Below are 17,197 nucleotides of genomic sequence, written 5' to 3'. Positions count from 1 at the left end.
GGAGGAAACAATAATGAGTATTCCCGCGGCAGTGGCCGCCAAAGCCCAGTCTGCCGTGCCTCTGGAGCTGCAAATCCGCGGCGCACACCTCTACGACAAGACACGTCGGTGGGTAACCGGAACCAATGGTAAGAAGATCTTCACCGAGACGCCCATTCCTCCGGTCGAGGACGTCGACATCGCCGACATCGATCTCAGCAACCCGTTCCTCTACCGCCAAGGCCGCTGGAAGTCCTACTTCGAACGCGTGCGCAACGAGGCGCCGGTGCATTACCAGGCTCGCAGTCCGTTCGGCCCGTTCTGGTCGGTGACCCGCCACGCGGACATCATCGCCGTCGACAAGAACCACGAGGCTTTCTCCGCAGAGCCGTTCATCATCATCGGGAGACCGCCTCGTTTTATGGACATCGCCATGTTCATCGCGATGGATCCGCCACAACACGACTTGCAGCGCGCTTCCGTCCAAGGGGTTGTCGCGCCGAAGAACCTGCGCGAGATGGAGGGGCTGATCCGCTCGCGTGTCCAGGAAGTGCTGGACGATCTACCGGTGGATCAGCCGTTCAATTGGGTGCACCACGTCTCCATCGAACTGACAGCGCGCATGCTCGCGACCCTGCTGGACTTCCCGTACGAGCAGCGGCACAAGCTCGTGGAATGGTCGGACCTCGCCACCTCCATGGAGCAAGCCAATGGTGGTCCTTCCGACAACGACAGAGTGTTTCGTGGCATGGTCGACATGGCGAAGGGGCTCAGCGCTCTCTGGCATGACAAGGCGGCCCGTACCGCCAACGGGGAGCGACCGGGCTTCGATCTGATCACGATGCTGCAGGCCAACGAGGACACTAAGGATCTCATCGACCGCCCGATGGAATTCCTCGGCAATTTGGTATTGCTGATCGTCGGGGGAAACGACACGACTCGCAACTCGATGAGCGGAGGGGTTCTCGCCTTGAACCAGTTCCCCGATCAGTTCGAGAAGTTGAAGGCGAACCCTGACCTGATTCCCAACATGGTGTCCGAGATCATTCGCTGGCAGACCCCGTTGGCGTACATGCGCCGAGTCGCGAAAAAAGACATCATGTTGAACGGGCAGTTCATCCGTAAGGGCGACAAGGTCGTGATGTGGTACGCCTCTGGTAACCGCGATGAGCGTGTCTTCGAGCGGGCCGATGAGTTGATCATCGACAGGAGCAACGCGCGCAATCACATCTCGTTCGGGTTCGGTGTGCACAGGTGCATGGGAAACCGGCTTGCTGAGTTGCAGCTTCGAATCCTATGGGAGGAATTGCTGCCTCGCTTCGAGAACATCGAGGTGGTCGCCGAACCCGAGTATGTGCAATCGAATTTCGTCAGGGGCATCAGCAAGCTGATGGTCCGCCTCACTCCCAAGCAGAATGGATGACTGCAGAACGAGCGGTCATCGTCGGCGCCAGCCATGCCGGCGCGCAGTTAGCGGCTAATCTTCGGAGGGAGCGGTGGGCCGGGGAGGTCGTGCTGATCGGCGATGAGGACCGCCTGCCGTACCACCGTCCTCCGTTGTCGAAGGCCTACCTGGCCGGCAAGAGCGGCCTCGACGACCTCCTCATCCGCGGTGCCGATTTTTACAAGAAACAGAACATTCGACTCCTTGATGCGACCGTAGAGGCGGTCGACCGGAGTGCCAAGTGCGTGTCTCTGAGCAGCGGCGACACGCTGGATTACACCAAGCTCGCGCTGTGCGTCGGCGCAAGGGCGAGACGACTGCCGACGCCAGGGGTGGACCTTCCCGGAATCTACTACCTGCGCACTGCTGCAGACGTCCAGTTGATCCGTGCCGCCGCCGCATCGGGTCGTAGGGTCGTGATCGTGGGCGGAGGCTATATCGGGTTGGAAACGGCGGCCTCGCTGCGTTCACTCGGCTTGAACGTCACTGTCCTCGAGGCAACCGAGCGTGTACTCGAACGGGTCACCGCGCCGGAGGTTTCCGCGTTTTACACGCGAATCCACCGCGGCGAGGGAGTGAACATCCGGACACACGCTCTCGTCGAGACCTTCTCCGGCAACGGCAGAGTGCAGGAGGTCGTGCTGGCCGGCGGCGAATCGATCCCCGCCGACCTGGTGATCGTGGGCGTCGGCGTGGTGCCGAACACCGAAATCGCCTCGGAAGCGGGATTATTCGTCGACAACGGCATCGTGATCGACGACCACGCCTGCACCAGCGACCCGGACATCGTTGCCGCCGGCGACTGCACCAGCCACACCATGGCCCGATACAACTCGCGTATTCGGTTGGAGTGCGTGCCGGGCGCCGGCGAGCAGGCCAAGGTCGCCGCGGCGACAATCTGCGGTAAGCACAGCACAATCGCTGCGCTTCCGTGGTTCTGGTCGGACCAGTACGATGTCAAACTCAAAATTGCCGGTCTCAACGCCGGATACGACGAAATGTTGCTCAGTGGTGACCCGTCGCGTGACCGTGATTTCAGCTGCTTCTACTTCCGCGAGGGCGAACTCATCGCCGCCGACTGCGTCAACCGTCCTCGCGATTTCATGTGCAGTAAGCGGGTCATCAGCCAGCAACTTCGGGTTGACCGCTCAGCCCTCCTCGCCGGCTCGATCTGACAGCTCCGACGGCAATTCCACGCGCTCGAAACACCGCGACTCTGTCGTCTGCTCGGATGCGAAAATGCGAAAGTCTGCTGGTCACAAACTGTGAACAACGCCCAGATACCTGAGTGCTACGCGGGAGATCCGCTCACCAGTGGTGGCGATGTCCGCGGCGGGAAGTACAACATGACTCACTGTCAGTCGCACCAGAACATCTGCGACGTCCTCGACGTCTTCGGCGTCGAGATCGGCGAAGTGGTCGTTGAACCACGTGGTCAAAGCCCCGGTGCAGAGCTGAAGCAGGGAAGCCGATGTCGGCAGAAGTGGCAGGACTCCAGTAGACGACGAGGCACTGTGATCATTTCCCGAGGGGTTGGACGTCAGAACTGCCTTGAGGAGCGGACTCTCTTCTGCTTCGCAGAGGGTGAACTGCACCGCTGCGGTGATGCCACCCCGCACGTCGCCCGCATGTTGGGCAAGGACGCCATGAATGCCTTCCAAGAAGCGCTGGCCCTCTGACACTACGAGCGCGTCACCGAGACCCTGTTTGTCACCGAATTCTTTGTACAACGTCGGGCGGGAGACGCCAACCGATTCGGCAACGTCGCTCATCCGGACCTGATCCCAGCCCTTCTCGATGGTGAGTTCTCGTGTCACCCTCAGAACCTGTTCGCGCACATGCCGGCGGAAAGATATCCGCAAGGGTTCAGTTGGCATAGAAGCAGGATAGGCGCCAGCCCTAAAGAGGAAGTGAACCGACTGCAGAGTTCATATGGTCCTGTCGAGGAATTCGGTGACCGCGTTCGAGAATGCGTCATTGCTGTCACCAGCGATCATGTGGCCCGCACCCGACACGTCAACGGTTTGCGCGTGCGGAACGATGGTGAGGAAATGCTTCACTGTCTCTTCGGAGACGATGTCAGACAGCAGGCCCCGGACCAGCAGTGTCGGCGCAGACACCTGCCGCGCACCAGCGAGAAGTAATGCGCTCATCATCTCGAAATCCTCAGTGCCCTCGCCCGGATCACCTTGCAGGAAACGGAAATTCGACGACACGAAGGCTGGATCCCATCGCCAGGCCCAGCGACCGTCTTCGCGACGTTTGAGGACTTTCCGTAGGCCGTCGAGGTTCTCCGGGCGGGGGCGGTGCGGGTTGTAGGCGGCGATCACGTCTGCTGCCGACTCTAGGCTGTCGAAACCTTCGGGGTGTGCCGACATGAACGCTACGACTCGTCGGGCGCCGTCCACCTCCATTCGCGGAGTGACGTCAACCAGAACGACAGCCTGCCATAGCTCCGGCGGGGCGAGTAAGTGTGTGCCGAGAATGGTCAATCCGCCCAGAGAGGCGCCGATCGCGGCAACTGGGCGGCCGGAATCGGCGTACGAGCGCACGGCCAACAGGTCGGACCCGAGTCGGTCCATGTCGTAGCGTCCGTCCGGATCCCAGTCGCTGTCCCCGTGCCCCCTGGTGTCGTACGCGACAACCGTGTAGGCCCGCTGGTGCAGGCGTTGGGCGGTGACATCCCAGGCATGCCGGCTTTGACCACCGCCGTGAAGGAGCAGCACAACTGCCCGCGGCGCGTCACAGCGGTAGAGGTCTACCGCCAGCGACAGCCCGTCGGCCGTGGGTACGCGCTCGACGGCGGGAGCCGACGAATCACTCACTCGCTGTGCGGGCATCAAGAGTTCGTCTTGGGTGCGACGACGGTGACTGTTCCCTGGGCCGCACACACGGCTCGGCCGTCGTTGCTGATGTCGATCCGCGCCACACCGCTGGTTCTGCCCAGCGAGATGATCCCGGTTGTGGCGACACAGGTGCCGCTGGAGACCGGACGAAGCAAATTCAGTTTGAATTCCGTCGTCGCGACCCAGGATCCCATCGGAATCACGGGATAGAACACCACTCCGAGGCAGTGGTCGACCATGGCTGATAAGCATCCCCCATGCAAGTTGCCGAAAGGCGTCTTCAAGTCGTCGCGTGCGTCCATCTCCGCGACGAGCCGTCCCGCAGTGAATTCCGTGTGGCGGAAGCCGAGGTAACCGGCCAACCCGCCCGTGGATTCTGCTGCGCTCTTCAATTGCTCAGCGACCTCTTCGTTGAATGTGGTGAATTGCACAGACACCTCCGGCCTCCTACCTCAGCTGCGGTTGAGACATTACGCCGTAGTTGTCACATCGGTCGAGCGTGGTCACCCGCCAGGATCGCAGGAAGGAGAAACCTCGACAGAAACGCCCGGAGTCCGTCACGACTGCGCTCCCGCGGCCCTCGAACAGTCAGCTGGCTCAATATCGTGCGGACAACCCACTCGGCGGCGTCGTCGACGGAGACGCCCGGTTCCACGCAACTCCAGTGTCTGGTGAAGATGGGACGCAGAAATTCGGTGACGATTTCGAAGAGGGACGTCGAGGTCCCCGCCGCGAGACCCACGCCGGCGAGTTCCTCGTCGCTGCCGAACAACAATCCGATGATCTCTTCGCGGCGCGCGGCCTCAACAGTGCATTCCACGAAATCGACCAGCGCAGAGCCGAGGTCGGCGTGCGCCGCGATCCGCGGGCTGATGCGGTCAAGATAGCGCTCGGCGGCGCGAATGATGACACCCGACATCACCGCCTCCCGACTGGGGAAGTAGCGATACACCGTTGCCCTGGACACACCCGCTGTTCTGCCGATGTCCTCCATGGTCGTGCCCACCACACCGCAACTCTCGAGGCACCTCTCGGCAGCATCGAGCAACCGGTCGCGAGCGGACCCACGATCTGTCGGCGCGGCGGCACCCCATCTCAACAACCTCGTCGACACACACGCCAGTATGCCGCGAGCGCACACCATTGTGACTTGCCCACGCACATGACACCATCGCAGTTATGTCTCAAGTCAGCCCCGTGGCCCTGAGCGGATGCCGATGCCGATGTTGGTAGAAGCGCGTACCCCGGTTGTCGTCGGCGTGGGCGAAGTTACCCATCGCGGGAACGACTTCGTGGACCCGATCGACTTGGCGGTAGAAGCAGCACGCCGCGCGGTCAAAGACGCAGGTCGCCCGGTCGAGCGGCGCATCGACACCGTCGCGACTCCCGGCATCCTGGTCATACCGCGCGACAATCCCGCCAGCAGGATCGCCGAAGCGATACACATCAGTCCCGCCCGCCGCATCAGCTGTCCCGTCGGCGGAAACACCCCGCAGTATCTCGTCGAAGTGTTGGGTGGCGAAATACGCGAAGGCCGTGCAGATGTCGTCCTGGTCGTCGGGGCTGAGAGCGGGCATTCCGCACGCAAGCTTCAGGGCAGGGCACTTCTCGACTCGCCGCCCCCACCCCGCTCCGGCGACGAATCCCTGGGCGACGCCCGCCCCGGGCTGAGTCAAGCCGAATTGTCGGTGGGTCTGAGTTGGCCGCACGAGGTGTATCCCATCTTCGAGTCCGCAATCGCCGCGCGCCACGGCCGCGACTTCGATGCTCAACGGGAGTGGCTGGGCACGCTGATGGCACCGTTCACAGCCGAGGCGGCACGCCATCCGGAACAGGCCTGGTTTCCACGCGCACGAAGTGCCACCGAACTCAGCGAAGTCACCGCGGAAAACCGCATGGTCTGCTTGCCCTATCCCAAGCTGCTCAACAGCATCATGTCCGTCGACATGGCTGCCGCCTTCATTCTCATGGCGGCCGAGGTGGCGGACGAATTGGGCGTCGCGCGCGATCGTTGGGTCTTTCCCTGGTCAGCAGCGACTTGCAACGACGTGTACTTCCCCGTGGAACGGCCGGACATCAGCCGCTCATCGGGTATCGAGGTAGCAGCACGGAAGGCTCTCAATGCGGGCCGGCTGACCACCGACGACATCCGGTGGTTCGACCTCTACTCCTGCTTCCCGTCGGCAATTGAGATGGCTGCCGAGGCTCTCGACTTAGACCCCCTCGACGACAGAGGCCTCACAGTAACCGGAGGCCTGCCTTATCACGGCGGTCCCGGAAACAATTACGTCAGCCACTCGATCGTTGAGATGGTCCGACGGTGTAGACGCGACCCAACCGACGCCGGACTCGTCACCGGCCTCGGGTGGTATTCGACGAAGCATTCGGTCGGTCTGTGGTCGGCCACCCCGCCACCAATCGGGTGGCGACTGCTCGACACGGCGGTCGAGCAAGCTCAGATCGATTCATCGAGGTTGGGTGTCGCAGGCGTCGACGAGGCGACCGGTTGCGCGACAGTGGACGGATACACCGTCGTCTACGACCGAGACGGGCAACCTCGATGGACGCCGATCATCGCGCACCTGTCCGACGGGCGAAGAGTCGTCGCACGCAGCGACGATCCGCAGATCGCCGAGGCGATCGGCGCGGAAATGTACGTCGGCAAAACGGTTAGCCTGCGAAACGCAGGGGCGTTCACCGAATTCGAGCTTCCATGATCGCCGAGGCAATGGTGCTGACCGGACCGCGGAACCTGGAGCGACGCCGGATGACCATCCCAGACGTCGGTGACCGAGGTGCGATACTGCGGGTTGAAGCATGCGGTCTATGCGGAACCGATCACGAACAATTCACCGGACACCTGCGTGCCGGCTTCTCATTCGTTCCAGGGCATGAAATCGTCGGCATCGTCGAACACGTCGGCGCTGCGGCCCGCCAACGCTGGGGTGTACAAGCCGGCCAGCGCGTGGCCGTCGAGGTGTTCCGGTCCTGCCGAGACTGCCCCGAGTGCCGTAGCGGCGAATACCGGCGGTGTGCGGTGAACGGCATCGCCACCATGTTCGGGTTCGTCGACGTGCAGATCGGCTCGGGCTTATGGGGCGGCTACGCCACCCATGTGGAGCTTCCGTGGGACGCGATGCTACTCCCGATTGCCGAAAACATGGATCCTGTTCTTGCCACGCTGTTCAACCCTCTTGGGGCCGGAATCCAATGGGGGGCAACTTTTCCCGACACCAAGGCGGGGGACGTCGTAGCGATCCTGGGGCCCGGCATTCGCGGAATCTGCGCAGCGGTGGCGGCCAAAGAGGCGGGAGCCGCGTTCGTCGCGATGACCGGCGTCGGCCCACGTGACGAACAACGACTGGCCATCGCCAGATCATTCGGTGTCGACCTGCCCATCGATGTCTCGCAGGACAACGCAGTGACAGCGCTCCAGCGCGAAACAGGCGGGCGGCTAGCCGATGTGGTCCTCGACGTCACCGCCAAAGCACCCTCCGCGTTCGCCGACGCCGTCGACCTGGCCAGACCGGGCGGCACAGTCGTGGTGGCCGGCACCCGCGGAGGAGGCGGTGCGCCCCGTTTTGAACCAGACTCACTGGTGTACAAGGAATTACATGTTGTAGGCGCACTCGGCGTGCAGTATCCCGCTTACTGGGCAGCCCTAGACATTCTCGCTGAGGGCCGCTGGCCGTTCGACCGCATCACCAGAGAATCCACCGGATTCGCCGGGCTCGCGCCACTGCTCACTTCGCTTGCAGATGAAAATGCCCAATCAAGTGCAGCGCTGCACAACGTCTTCTTGCCCACGCCCTGACGGCAGCACAGGTTCAACAGAGAGGGCCTTCCGTGACAATGGCAGAACGCGTACCGATGCTCGACCGCGAGCAGGCCCGGCTGCGGGCCGCCGAATGTGGGTTGCCCGAAGAGTTGGCAGACCTGTCGGTATTCCGCGTGGCACTTCATCAGCCGGGTGTGGCGGTTGCGCTGTATGGGCTGCTGGACTCGTTACTGTTCCGCGGTTCCCTTGACGCGCGGCTCCGCGAGCTGGTCATCATGCGCATCGGCTGGATCACTGGCTCCGAATACGAATGGACCCAACATTGGCGAATCGCCACATCGCTCGGCGTGCCTGAGCATGATCTCCTGGCGGTGCGCGACTGGCAGATTTCCGAAAGCCTCGGGCCAGTCGAGCGTGCGGTCCTCGCAGCGACTGATGATGTGGTACGTGACGGGGTAATCTCTGAGGACAACTGGGCTGCGTGCCAGAAGGCATTCAATAGCGACCACGCGGTTCTGGTCGAACTTGTCGGAGCAATCGCCAATTGGCGGCTCTTTTCGATCCTACTTCGATCTCTGAATATTCCGCTTGAGTCCGGTACCGACGGCTGGCCGCCCGATGGGCGAGCTCCTCAGCGTCGCGATTGAGCAAAAACGTGGACCGGTGCTTGACCGAAGCGGTCAGCGCCCCAATCGCCAGACCACGACCCGTGTCGTAGACGGACAAGTCCCCCCTCGGACACGCATTTTGTTAGCTACGGGCATCTGAAGATCTGCTGTGCGCTTGGACTAAGCAGATTCCTAGTGTTTGCTGACTTGACGCTCCGTTGCCCTCACGCTGTCCCTGCAGGGTGATCCGTGGCTTGGAGTCCGGCGGGGAGGAAGTGGTGTCGTGGGCCGATGGCCGCGTGTGGCAAAGCGATGAGGTGTGTGCCTGAAATCGCGGGATCCGCTTGTTGGAGATGGCTTCCTATCAGGTTGACGAGGGTGGCTGCGACCGCCGCGAGATCGGCTGCCGACCCGTGGAATGTGGGGACCGAGCAGCCCCTGGTTGGTATGAGTTCGTCGTCATCGCTGGGTTCCTGCCACAGCGTGTGGTAGAGCTCAAATTCACTGTCGCACTGGATTGTTCGGCCAGCGTCTCGATCGATGCCGGATACTGTCACTCCTGCGTTTGCAGCGCACAGCACGGCCAGGCCGAGCGTGCCGGAGCGAGCATCGGTGGCGACCTGAGCGATCAACGCTCTGCGGTCGGGCGCAGTAGTCAATGCATCCAGATAACTTGTGATGCCGTTGTTCACCGTGGCGTCAATGATGACATCCGCTGCGAGGCATGGGGTGGTATCCCCGGGCAGGTGTCCTTCCGCGACGGTCACGGTCAGGTCATCACGGATAGCGCGGAGGCGGCTAGCGAGTGCCTCGGCTTTGGAACGGCCAATGTCGTCTTCAACGTAGTTCTGTCGCACTAGCAGACCGCCGGTGATGACCCCGGGGTCACATACGACGATCTCCGACGCTCCGGCGCGGGCGATGAATTCGGCGATCCATGATCCGAGTCCGCCGCAGCCCCAGATGTGGACAGTCCTTCCTTGGAATCCGTTGATGGGTCGGCCAGCGTCGCGACGGGTTGTCACTTCGGGTCGTTCATCAGACATCCTGCACCACTCAATCGGGATTTCGGTATTGATATTCGCGGGGTCGAGTACGACGCCCACGCCGTATTGCTGGGCGACGGCGCGGAGAGCATTCGCTGTCGGAACGGGAAGCCGTCCACCCAAGAGGTGGGGCGGGCCGCCGGCGGGGTGCGGCACGGCGAGGACGAAGTATTGCTCGGTGTCGTCGTGATTTCGCACCGCGCTCGCCAGGAGCGCAGTGAGGAACGCGGGCGACTGCGGTGCGGTCTGAGGAGCCCCTCCGTCGAGGCGGTCCATGTAAGGGTCGTCGAGGAGAGCGAGCAACAGCGCGAATGTGGACGCGGCGCCGAATGGCAGCGCGGTGGCCAGGGTGAACACCGGTGTGCGATACCCGGCTCCAGGCGAGTACGTCAGGTCGTATCGGTGGGTTGATCGGACGATCAGACGAGCCGTTTGATGGCGCGTTGCCGGTCCGGGTTCTCGGATGACGATGGTGGGTATATCGGCTGCTTGGTGGAGCATGCCGCCGACGGCGTGGTACATGGCGGTGGAGGCGTCGAAGTTCCCGGCCGCGGCGTCGACGAGCCACTCCCAGAGTCGGTTGAGCAGGCCTGCCATACCAAGCGTAGGCTGCCATTCGCGTGAGGGGTCTAGGTAGATGCATAGTTGTTGGCCTGCAAGCACATGGGGGTAGCCGAGGAATCGGATGTGATCGACGTCGACCGCCGGTAGCGAATACGGGGCCCGGCGAAGCCGAAGAATGAACTCCTCCGTCTCCTGTAATTGCAGGCCGCCCGAATGATGTGGGATGTCGGCCGTGCGCAGCGCGATGCGGAGCACCGCCTCACCATCAGGGTCAAGCTTCGGCCGTCCTCTAACCTGGATGTCGTCGGGGCGTTGTTGGGCTAGCGATTTAAGTTCGGCGAGAAGATGTTTCTGCCAGTCCGTCAGCGCGGGCTGGTGACGTCTGGTCATCCGGCGCGACCAGAGCGCCCCACAGTTGAGGCCGCGGCGGAGGCGGCGGACGGAAACTTCGCGCTAGCCGAGGCACTGGCCGGCGCCTTGAATCCATCGCCAAAGATGTTCTGCCACAGCTGGACGCTGCGACCTTTGTCTTTCTCCTCATAGGCCGCCGTGATCTCGCCGGCGTGCACGTGGATTCGGTCACGGAAGTAGCTGTAGGTCGCCTGGGCGCTCTCGGAGTCTGGTCCCCACCGGTGATCGAATGTCACACCGGAGCCGGACGGGTCGGCGATAGAAGGCTTGATTGGGTTCGCTTGCAGCCAGGTGTCGAGGTCTTGCACGACATGAAGAAGTGTCGTGGGGACGTTGCTGTAGTAACCCGGGTCGAGCAGCTTGCGCAATTCCGTTACCTGCTCACCGAGCATGGTCGTCAAAAGGACTGAGCGGGTGCCAGTGAACGAATTCTTGTGGTCGCGAAGGTATTTCATCAGTCGGATCACTTTGCGCAGGTTTCCATTAGCGAGGGAGTCCTTGTTCTTCATCCAGTCGGTGAAGCCCTGCGGGTTGGTCAGCTCCCATTGGTTATGGTCACGGTTAACGATGACCTCGCGACCGTCGGCAAGGTTGAGGTGGGGGACGATATCGACGTGCATGGAGTTGGCGTAGACGAGCCGCACGCAGCGGCATTTCCGCGAGTGCGGCATGGTGGCGTAGGTGCTGTGCCGGTGAAGGGCGGCGTAGACCTCATCGATGTAGGCCTTGGGATTGTCGGCCCAGTCCGGGTTCTCGCTCATATCGAGCATGAAGTCGGCGTCAAACTCGTTGTTGCCGACGGGGTCGATAATGGTGCGATGCGCCCACGAACCTTGCGGCCTCTTGCCGGTAATCAGCGCGCCGATTTGGTCGTCGGCTTTGAGCGCCTTAAAGATTGCATCGACACGATCGCCGAGTAAGTCCAGCTTGAACTGGCTGAGGTTGACCGTGTCCTTCAGCAAGACGTTGAAATGGTCAGCGAGCTGCATGGGGGGCCTCCGTGTGTGAAGTGCTGCTCGGATCGCGGCGGTGTCGGCGTCCGTCCGCAGGCGTGTATGCGCGCGCCCGGTGGTTAGCGAATTTCGCGGTATAGGTGGGGCTGAGTTCTCGACTGACTGAGGCCGCAAGTCCGGCCACGTCCCTCGGGTCCGCCGAGTCGAGTGCGTAGAGCCCGCCGGGCACCAGGGCATCGAAGCGGGTGTAGTTCGATTTGCCGATCAGGTGTTCGGCGAGGCCCTGGCCGCCGCGGCTGCTGGCGCTGAGGATCAGCGGGGCGATCGGTTTGGCCCAGTGAAGTACTCCGCCCCGATCCAAGCGTTTTGGATGATCGGTGAGCTGATCCATGGTGCCGACGTTGAGGACTGTGATCGCCTCAAGGGGAACATGGAGCATGCTGACGGCCTCGGCAATCGCCACGACGGCCGGGTTGTTGGCCCATACTCCACCGTCAATGAGCCGGTGTCCGTCGATATGCGCCGCAGGGAAATACAGCGGCGCCGCCGACGTTGCCATTGCTACGTCTACCATCGGTATCCGCCAGTCGCGCCTCAGCCGTGTGTGGTGCGGTGTCTTGAAGATATGTACGGCCCCGCGTTGCACATCCCAAGCAGGGATGACGAGTCGTTTCGTGCTGTCGCCGAGCAGTCGCGTGCCGAGGACGCCGGTCAATGCCTGCCGCAGCGCTTTCGCGTCATAGATGGGCGATCGCAGTTGGCGTGGCCGACGCCATACTCGCCGCCTGGATGCCGGAAAGACCTTTTTTACCAGTTCTTCGTAATGGGAAACGATCTCGCTCGGCCTGAGGCCCGCACCGAGACCTAGTGCGACGATGCCACCCGCCGAAGTCCCAGCGATGAGATCGAAGGAATCGGCGATTGTGACATCCAAGTCCTGCTCCAGACGCGCAAGCACATGTGCGGTGAACAGCGCCTTGGCGCCCCCTCCGTCGAGGGCGAGGATCTGGAAGCGGTCGGGGCACGACCCGGGCGGCTCGTGTTCAGTTGCCGGATGGACCTGCGCGTCGGATTCGCCGGTCCTTCCCAACGACGTACTGCCGCCGAGGCCGGCAGACGGTGCAGGAACTACATCCATGTAACTAGGCTACGCCGCGCGGCCGACAACACCCTAGCCGTTTTTGACATCGGCATAAACCTGCGCAACACCCGGCGGACGCTTCAATGCTCCTGCTCAGGACTCTTTTTGGCTCCCATTGTCTCACGCCATTCACAATGGCACTGGGCGACCGATATCGACCCGACGTGCGAAGACCCGCAGCGTGCCGCTCCTACGTACAGCAAGCCCGCGTTAACTGAGCGAACTGGCATCCCGCACGACAGCAACCGACGAGCAAGCGTTCGGTGTTCGGTATAGACCGAACGCCGAAAGCGTGCGACGATCGACCCATGACTGGATCGCTCCGCACCGAAATGAACGCCGTCGACGAACTCGCCGATGCCGTGGCCGCGGTGGGGCTCAAGTTCATGCGCGAGGACGAAGCAAACGATCTGCACGCGGACGGGGTCCTCGTCTTGCCCGACAACCGCCAGCTGCTCGTCGAGGTCAAAACCTCGTCACTAATGACCGCAAAGGGCCTGCGAGACCAGCTGCAACTGTGGAGTCACCAACTGCGAGAGAACACCGTCGGCGTGGTCGTAGCCAACCGCATTACCGCCGATGCGCGCGAAGAGCTCCGCGCTGCCGGCTGGAGCTGGTTGGACACTCGCGGCCACCTACGGCTCGCCGCCAATGGACTGCTGGTAGACGCGAACGTGCCGGCTGCGATGCACGCGCCACGCCGGCGCGAACCGTTCGCCGGTCAAGTTGGCATCGAATTAGCGTCAGCCATGCTGCTCACACCCGACCGCGTGGTTTCCATTCGTCCCCTCGCCGCGCAGGTCGGCCGCGCCCCCAGCTCGGTATCCGACACGATTGCCGCGTTCCGCGACGCCAACCTGATCACTCCGGACGGACACCCCAGAACACCAGAGCTCTTCTGGGAGTTAGCGTCACGGTGGAAGCCTACCGAACTCGCCGTCGCAAATGAGCCGCGTGACGGTGGCCTGCTTAATGCCCTGCGGGTGAACCTCGACGACTTCGACAAGCCGGGATGGGCGCTCGGCGATTCGCGCGCGGCCGCCGTATACGGCGCGCCGATCGCGATCAGATCAAACCATCCACCGGTGCTCTACGTTCCCGACCAGCAGGTGATGCGCCGCGCAGCCAAACTGCTCGCACCCGCGCGCGAGCACACCACGCCCACAGCCGTCTTGCGTGTTGCACCCACGCCACTGGTTTGCATGTACCGGCAAGATCCAGTGGATTTTCCCGGCAACGGGAACAACGAGTACTGGCCCATGACCCGCCCCCTATTCGTGGCTCTCGACCTGGCCCAGGACCCAGGTCGAGGGCGCGAGATGCTGGATAGCTGGACTCCCCCAGAGCCGTGGTCTCGTGTCTGGTAAACAGCTTCAGACCCCGCGGGTAGAGCTGCTGGGCGCCCAAATGTCGGCACTGGCGGACGCAATCCGCACTACCGAGACCCTGACTGGTCAGCCTGTGACGGTGATCGGAGGCCTGGCCGTGATTTGCCGCCTCAGCAGCCCGCATCGTGCCACCAGCGACCTCGACATCGTCAACCGCCGCAGCGACCATCAAGCCCCTCAGCTCGAACTGCTGATAGCGAAGAGCGAGCCGGTCGAAGGACGCAACGCGGCGCTGGTCACGACTGCGGCCGGAAAAGTGATCGTCGACGTCTTGGAAGTGGCCGACGCCGATTTGCACCCGCTGCCCGACGATCCCACCGGCCGGCTCTTCGTGCTGTCGCACGCCTGGGCTGCTGCCACCGCGACTCCGATCATCATTGGTGTGCACGGACAGCCTGATATCGCGGTTGCAGTTGCCGAGCCCGGCCCGCTGATCGCCATGAAACTTCAAGCGACCTTCGATCGCGGCAAAGCGAAGGAAGGCACGGACTTGCTTGACATCGTCCGCCTCACTTTGGATCAACAATCGGGACCCACAGTGCGAGAGCAGCTTTCACTGACTGGGTCCCAGCTCGCGCAGGACATCGCACAACACGTGCAGTTCTGCCTCAACGCGCGCGCCGACCGATCGCTATCACTGATCAACGCACTCCCCGAAGGCGCCGACTTACGTCTCGATGACATCCACCTCGCCGCCGAGCTACTCAGCGGAGCGCTAGCCCACTGACCGCTGAACCTCCCTTTGGAGCAGCACAAGCTTGCGCTATTCCTTCGTCAGTAGTTGCCAGCGCGGCGGGCGGCAGAATAATGACTCGTCAGGATCAACGGCTCAGCTGGAAGACCTCAACTCGTGTCGCAGGTGGCCAAGTCCCCCCTCGGACACACGACTGAGGCGAGCGAAATGAATGCTCGCATTCATTTCCAAGCCGATGGAGTGTGTTGAGCGGCGAAGCCGCGATCACACATCCGGCGACACGACTCAAGTCGGCCGCCAGCACCGCGGTCGATCGGTATGTCGGCCCGTTGTCACCTCGCCTCCGGCTTGCGCGGGTCTGTCCCTCAGGCCGTCGTTGGCATACTCAGTAACCGTAAGATGTACAAATTCACGGTTCAATGAATGTACAGTTCACGGTGTGGATGTATCCGTGACCGAGTTGCGCGCACACCTCAGCGACTGGCTCGATCGAGCTCGGGCCGGTGGTGAGGTCGTCATCACCGACCGCGGGATTCCGGTCGCGCGACTCGCTGCGCTGGACAACCCAGGCACCTTGGAACGTCTCACTGCCGAAGGCGTGATTGGTAAGGCCACCGCAAAGCGCCCCGTCGCTGCGGGACGGCCCAGGCCCCGACCGCGACGGCCGGTGTCTGACCGGGTCAGCGATCAGCGGCGCTGAGCGGTGCCGCTCGCCTACTTCGACGCCAGCGCCTTCGTCAAACTTCTCACAACTGAGACGGGGAGCTCGCTCGCGGCCGCGCTATGGGATGGCTGCGATGCCGCGTTGTCCAGCCGCCTGGCCTACCCCGAAGTCCGCGCCGCACTCGCTGCGGCTGCCCGCAATCGCGACCTCACCGAATCCGAGCTCGCCGACGCCGAACGTGACTGGGAGGACTTCTGGGCCGCCACCCGCCCAGTCGAACTCACCGCGACGGTTGAACAGCACGCCGGCTACCTCGCCCGCGCCCACGCCTTGCGCGGGGCCGACGCAGTCCATCTGGCCAGCGCGTTGGCTGTCGGCGAACCCGGGTTGATCGTCGCCGTCTGGGACCGACGCCTGCACGCCGGAGCCCAAGCCGCCGGGTGCCGAGTCGCCCCTGCCCAACTCGACCCGTAGCCCTCGGACACCACCCCCGGACATCGCGTCCGATCCGAGTTCGTGACTCAAGCCCGACGACAACCCCGGCAGAAGCCCTCTCGCAACAGTGGCACCCGACGTAGGCTTGGTGGCTAGGAGTCCCCATGAACCGACCGAGCGGCTTTCTGCGGCGGACGTCGGCGCGCACCTTTCGCGACCGCCGCGAAGCCGGCCGCGTGCTGGCCGAGGAACTGGCGTCGTACCGGGGCCGGAACGGCTTGCTGGTCTTGGGTTTGGCTCGCGGTGGTGTTCCCGTCGGCTGGGAAGTAGCCGCCACGTTGCGGGCCCCGCTGGATGTGTTCCTGGTCCGCAAGCTCGGTGTGCCCGGATGGGCGGAGCTCGCGATGGGCGCGTTGGCCAGCGGCGGCGGGGTCGTGATGAACGACAACGTGGTGTCCAGTTTGCACGTCAGCGACGAGCAGGTGCGCGCGGTGATCGATCGCGAGACGACGGAGCTGCAGCGGCGTGAGCAGGCTTATCGCGGCGGGCGACCGGTCGCCGACCTGCATGGCAAGACCATGATCCTCGTCGACGACGGGATCGCTACCGGCGCGAGCATGCTGGCGGCGGTGCGGGCGTTGCGGGGTGCCAAGCCCGACGCGGCCCCCGAATCGATAACGGTCGCGGTGCCGGTCGGGCCGCAGTCAGCCTGTCAAGAACTCGCGCGCGAAGCCGATGACGTGGTGTGCGCCACCATGCCGCCGGCGTTCGAGGCGGTCGGGCAGGTCTACCGTGACTTTCATCAGGTCACCGACGACGAGGTACGCGACTTTCTGGCCACCCCGACCGACGGGCGCTAGAGAACTCCTACGTTGACTTCTCGTCGCGGCTGATCGCCGATTGCTGGGTCGCATCGGCGTCGGCTTCCTCATCCGATTTGCCGCGAGCAGCTTCCTCGTCGGCTTCGTTGGTGAGTTCCTCCGGATAGTCGACGTAGGCGTCCTCGTCCTCGCCGGCCTGATCAGCTTCGTCTTCGTCGCCCTCACCCGCGGCGCGCGCCCGGCGTTCCCGCACTGCGTCGATGATCAACAGCACCACGCCGATAACGCTGGCAATAATGCATACCCAGGCCACCAGCTCGTTGCTGGTGACGACCGCGAAAACCAGAGCGACGAGCCCAATCAGGGCCAGCACCAGCGCAATGATCAACATCGATTACCCTCCGGCCGACGAGCGGGACTGCCCG

General features: G+C 63.2%; 17 protein-coding genes and 1 pseudogene. 10 read left to right on the top strand and 8 right to left on the bottom strand.

The window, feature by feature from the left end; translation table 11 throughout:
• Nucleotides 1-13 precede the first annotated feature (13 nt).
• Together AC5Y21_RS15525 and AC5Y21_RS15520 are read left to right on the top strand one after the other, a co-directional pair.
• On the top strand, nucleotides 14-1,402 hold the full coding sequence (locus tag AC5Y21_RS15525; protein ID WP_499913433.1) for a cytochrome P450: 1,389 nt from the start codon (nucleotides 14-16) through the stop codon (nucleotides 1,400-1,402).
• Entirely contained in the window at nucleotides 1,399-2,598 is a 1,200-nt protein-coding gene (locus AC5Y21_RS15520) for an NAD(P)/FAD-dependent oxidoreductase (RefSeq protein WP_499913366.1), read from the top strand. The genes AC5Y21_RS15525 and AC5Y21_RS15520 overlap by 4 nt, the downstream gene beginning before the upstream one ends.
• 81 nt (nucleotides 2,599-2,679) lie before the next feature.
• Here AC5Y21_RS15520 and AC5Y21_RS15515 read toward each other — a convergent pair whose 3' ends face one another.
• From AC5Y21_RS15515 to AC5Y21_RS15500, 4 genes are all read right to left on the bottom strand, one after another.
• A complete protein-coding gene (locus tag AC5Y21_RS15515) occupies nucleotides 2,680-3,261 on the bottom strand; it encodes a TetR/AcrR family transcriptional regulator (RefSeq protein WP_499913431.1) in 582 nt (193 codons plus the stop codon).
• A gap of 90 nt (nucleotides 3,262-3,351) precedes the next feature.
• Nucleotides 3,352-4,263 (bottom strand): alpha/beta fold hydrolase, encoded by a 912-nt coding sequence (locus tag AC5Y21_RS15510; protein WP_499913364.1) that lies wholly within the window; start codon nucleotides 4,261-4,263, stop codon nucleotides 3,352-3,354.
• On the bottom strand, nucleotides 4,263-4,700 hold the full coding sequence (locus AC5Y21_RS15505) for a PaaI family thioesterase (protein ID WP_499913429.1): 438 nt from the start codon (nucleotides 4,698-4,700) through the stop codon (nucleotides 4,263-4,265). Before AC5Y21_RS15505 ends, AC5Y21_RS15510 begins: the two co-directional genes overlap by 1 nt.
• Nucleotides 4,701-4,753: 53 nt before the next feature.
• Nucleotides 4,754-5,278 (bottom strand): TetR/AcrR family transcriptional regulator, encoded by a 525-nt coding sequence (locus tag AC5Y21_RS15500; protein ID WP_499913360.1) that lies wholly within the window; start codon nucleotides 5,276-5,278, stop codon nucleotides 4,754-4,756.
• Between the two features lie 214 nt (nucleotides 5,279-5,492).
• On the opposite strand from AC5Y21_RS15500, the gene AC5Y21_RS15495 reads away from it, so the two are divergent.
• Genes AC5Y21_RS15495 through AC5Y21_RS15485 form a run of 3 tightly spaced genes read left to right on the top strand, consistent with a single transcriptional unit; the run spans nucleotide 5,493 to nucleotide 8,694 of the window.
• Nucleotides 5,493-6,986: an acetyl-CoA acetyltransferase gene (locus AC5Y21_RS15495; protein WP_499913426.1), complete on the top strand. Its 1,494-nt coding sequence runs from the start codon at nucleotides 5,493-5,495 to the stop codon at nucleotides 6,984-6,986.
• A complete protein-coding gene (locus AC5Y21_RS15490; protein WP_499913359.1) occupies nucleotides 6,983-8,083 on the top strand; it encodes a zinc-dependent alcohol dehydrogenase in 1,101 nt (366 codons plus the stop codon). Before AC5Y21_RS15495 ends, AC5Y21_RS15490 begins: the two co-directional genes overlap by 4 nt.
• 32 nt (nucleotides 8,084-8,115) lie before the next feature.
• Nucleotides 8,116-8,694, top strand: coding sequence for a carboxymuconolactone decarboxylase family protein (locus AC5Y21_RS15485; RefSeq protein WP_499913357.1), 579 nt, complete (start codon nucleotides 8,116-8,118; stop codon nucleotides 8,692-8,694).
• A 185-nt stretch (nucleotides 8,695-8,879) separates the two neighbouring features.
• On the opposite strand, the gene AC5Y21_RS15480 is transcribed toward AC5Y21_RS15485, so the two are convergent.
• From AC5Y21_RS15480 to AC5Y21_RS15470, 3 genes are read right to left on the bottom strand one after another with little or no spacing between them, the layout of a single operon-like run.
• Nucleotides 8,880-10,655: a ThiF family adenylyltransferase gene (locus tag AC5Y21_RS15480; protein ID WP_499913355.1), complete on the bottom strand. Its 1,776-nt coding sequence runs from the start codon at nucleotides 10,653-10,655 to the stop codon at nucleotides 8,880-8,882.
• Nucleotides 10,652-11,665 (bottom strand): SMODS domain-containing nucleotidyltransferase, encoded by a 1,014-nt coding sequence (locus AC5Y21_RS15475; protein ID WP_499913353.1) that lies wholly within the window; start codon nucleotides 11,663-11,665, stop codon nucleotides 10,652-10,654. The genes AC5Y21_RS15480 and AC5Y21_RS15475 overlap by 4 nt, the downstream gene beginning before the upstream one ends.
• Nucleotides 11,652-12,767: a CBASS cGAMP-activated phospholipase gene (locus AC5Y21_RS15470; protein WP_499913351.1), complete on the bottom strand. Its 1,116-nt coding sequence runs from the start codon at nucleotides 12,765-12,767 to the stop codon at nucleotides 11,652-11,654. The genes AC5Y21_RS15475 and AC5Y21_RS15470 overlap by 14 nt, the downstream gene beginning before the upstream one ends.
• Nucleotides 12,768-13,078: 311 nt before the next feature.
• Here AC5Y21_RS15470 and AC5Y21_RS15465 point away from each other — a divergent pair, with 311 nt between their 5' ends.
• From AC5Y21_RS15465 to AC5Y21_RS15445, 5 genes and pseudogenes are all read left to right on the top strand, one after another.
• Nucleotides 13,079-14,137, top strand: coding sequence for a transcriptional regulator (locus AC5Y21_RS15465; protein ID WP_499913349.1), 1,059 nt, complete (start codon nucleotides 13,079-13,081; stop codon nucleotides 14,135-14,137).
• Nucleotides 14,127-14,885, top strand: a complete 759-nt coding sequence (locus AC5Y21_RS15460) for a prevent-host-death protein (protein ID WP_499913347.1) — start codon at nucleotides 14,127-14,129, stop codon at nucleotides 14,883-14,885. The genes AC5Y21_RS15465 and AC5Y21_RS15460 overlap by 11 nt, the downstream gene beginning before the upstream one ends.
• Before the next feature lie 418 nt (nucleotides 14,886-15,303).
• The gene (locus AC5Y21_RS15455; protein WP_499913424.1) at nucleotides 15,304-15,552 is read left to right on the top strand and encodes a type II toxin-antitoxin system Phd/YefM family antitoxin; all 249 of its coding nucleotides are present in this window, start codon (nucleotides 15,304-15,306) and stop codon (nucleotides 15,550-15,552) included.
• A 3-nt stretch (nucleotides 15,553-15,555) separates the two neighbouring features.
• Complete coding sequence (locus AC5Y21_RS15450; protein ID WP_499913345.1) at nucleotides 15,556-15,990, top strand: type II toxin-antitoxin system VapC family toxin; 435 nt, start codon at nucleotides 15,556-15,558, stop codon at nucleotides 15,988-15,990.
• 122 nt (nucleotides 15,991-16,112) lie between these two features.
• A pseudogene (locus AC5Y21_RS15445) lies at nucleotides 16,113-16,811 on the top strand (phosphoribosyltransferase); the annotation flags it as partial.
• 7 nt (nucleotides 16,812-16,818) lie between these two features.
• Here the strand turns inward: AC5Y21_RS15445 and AC5Y21_RS15440 are convergent.
• Nucleotides 16,819-17,163, bottom strand: coding sequence for a hypothetical protein (locus AC5Y21_RS15440; RefSeq protein ID WP_499913343.1), 345 nt, complete (start codon nucleotides 17,161-17,163; stop codon nucleotides 16,819-16,821).
• Nucleotides 17,164-17,197 lie beyond the last annotated feature (34 nt).

It is taken from the genome of Mycobacterium sp. NGS41, from assembly GCF_059812725.1.
The sequence above is the reverse complement of the archived record's forward strand: the minus strand, read 5'-3'. Positions and strand labels throughout refer to the sequence as shown.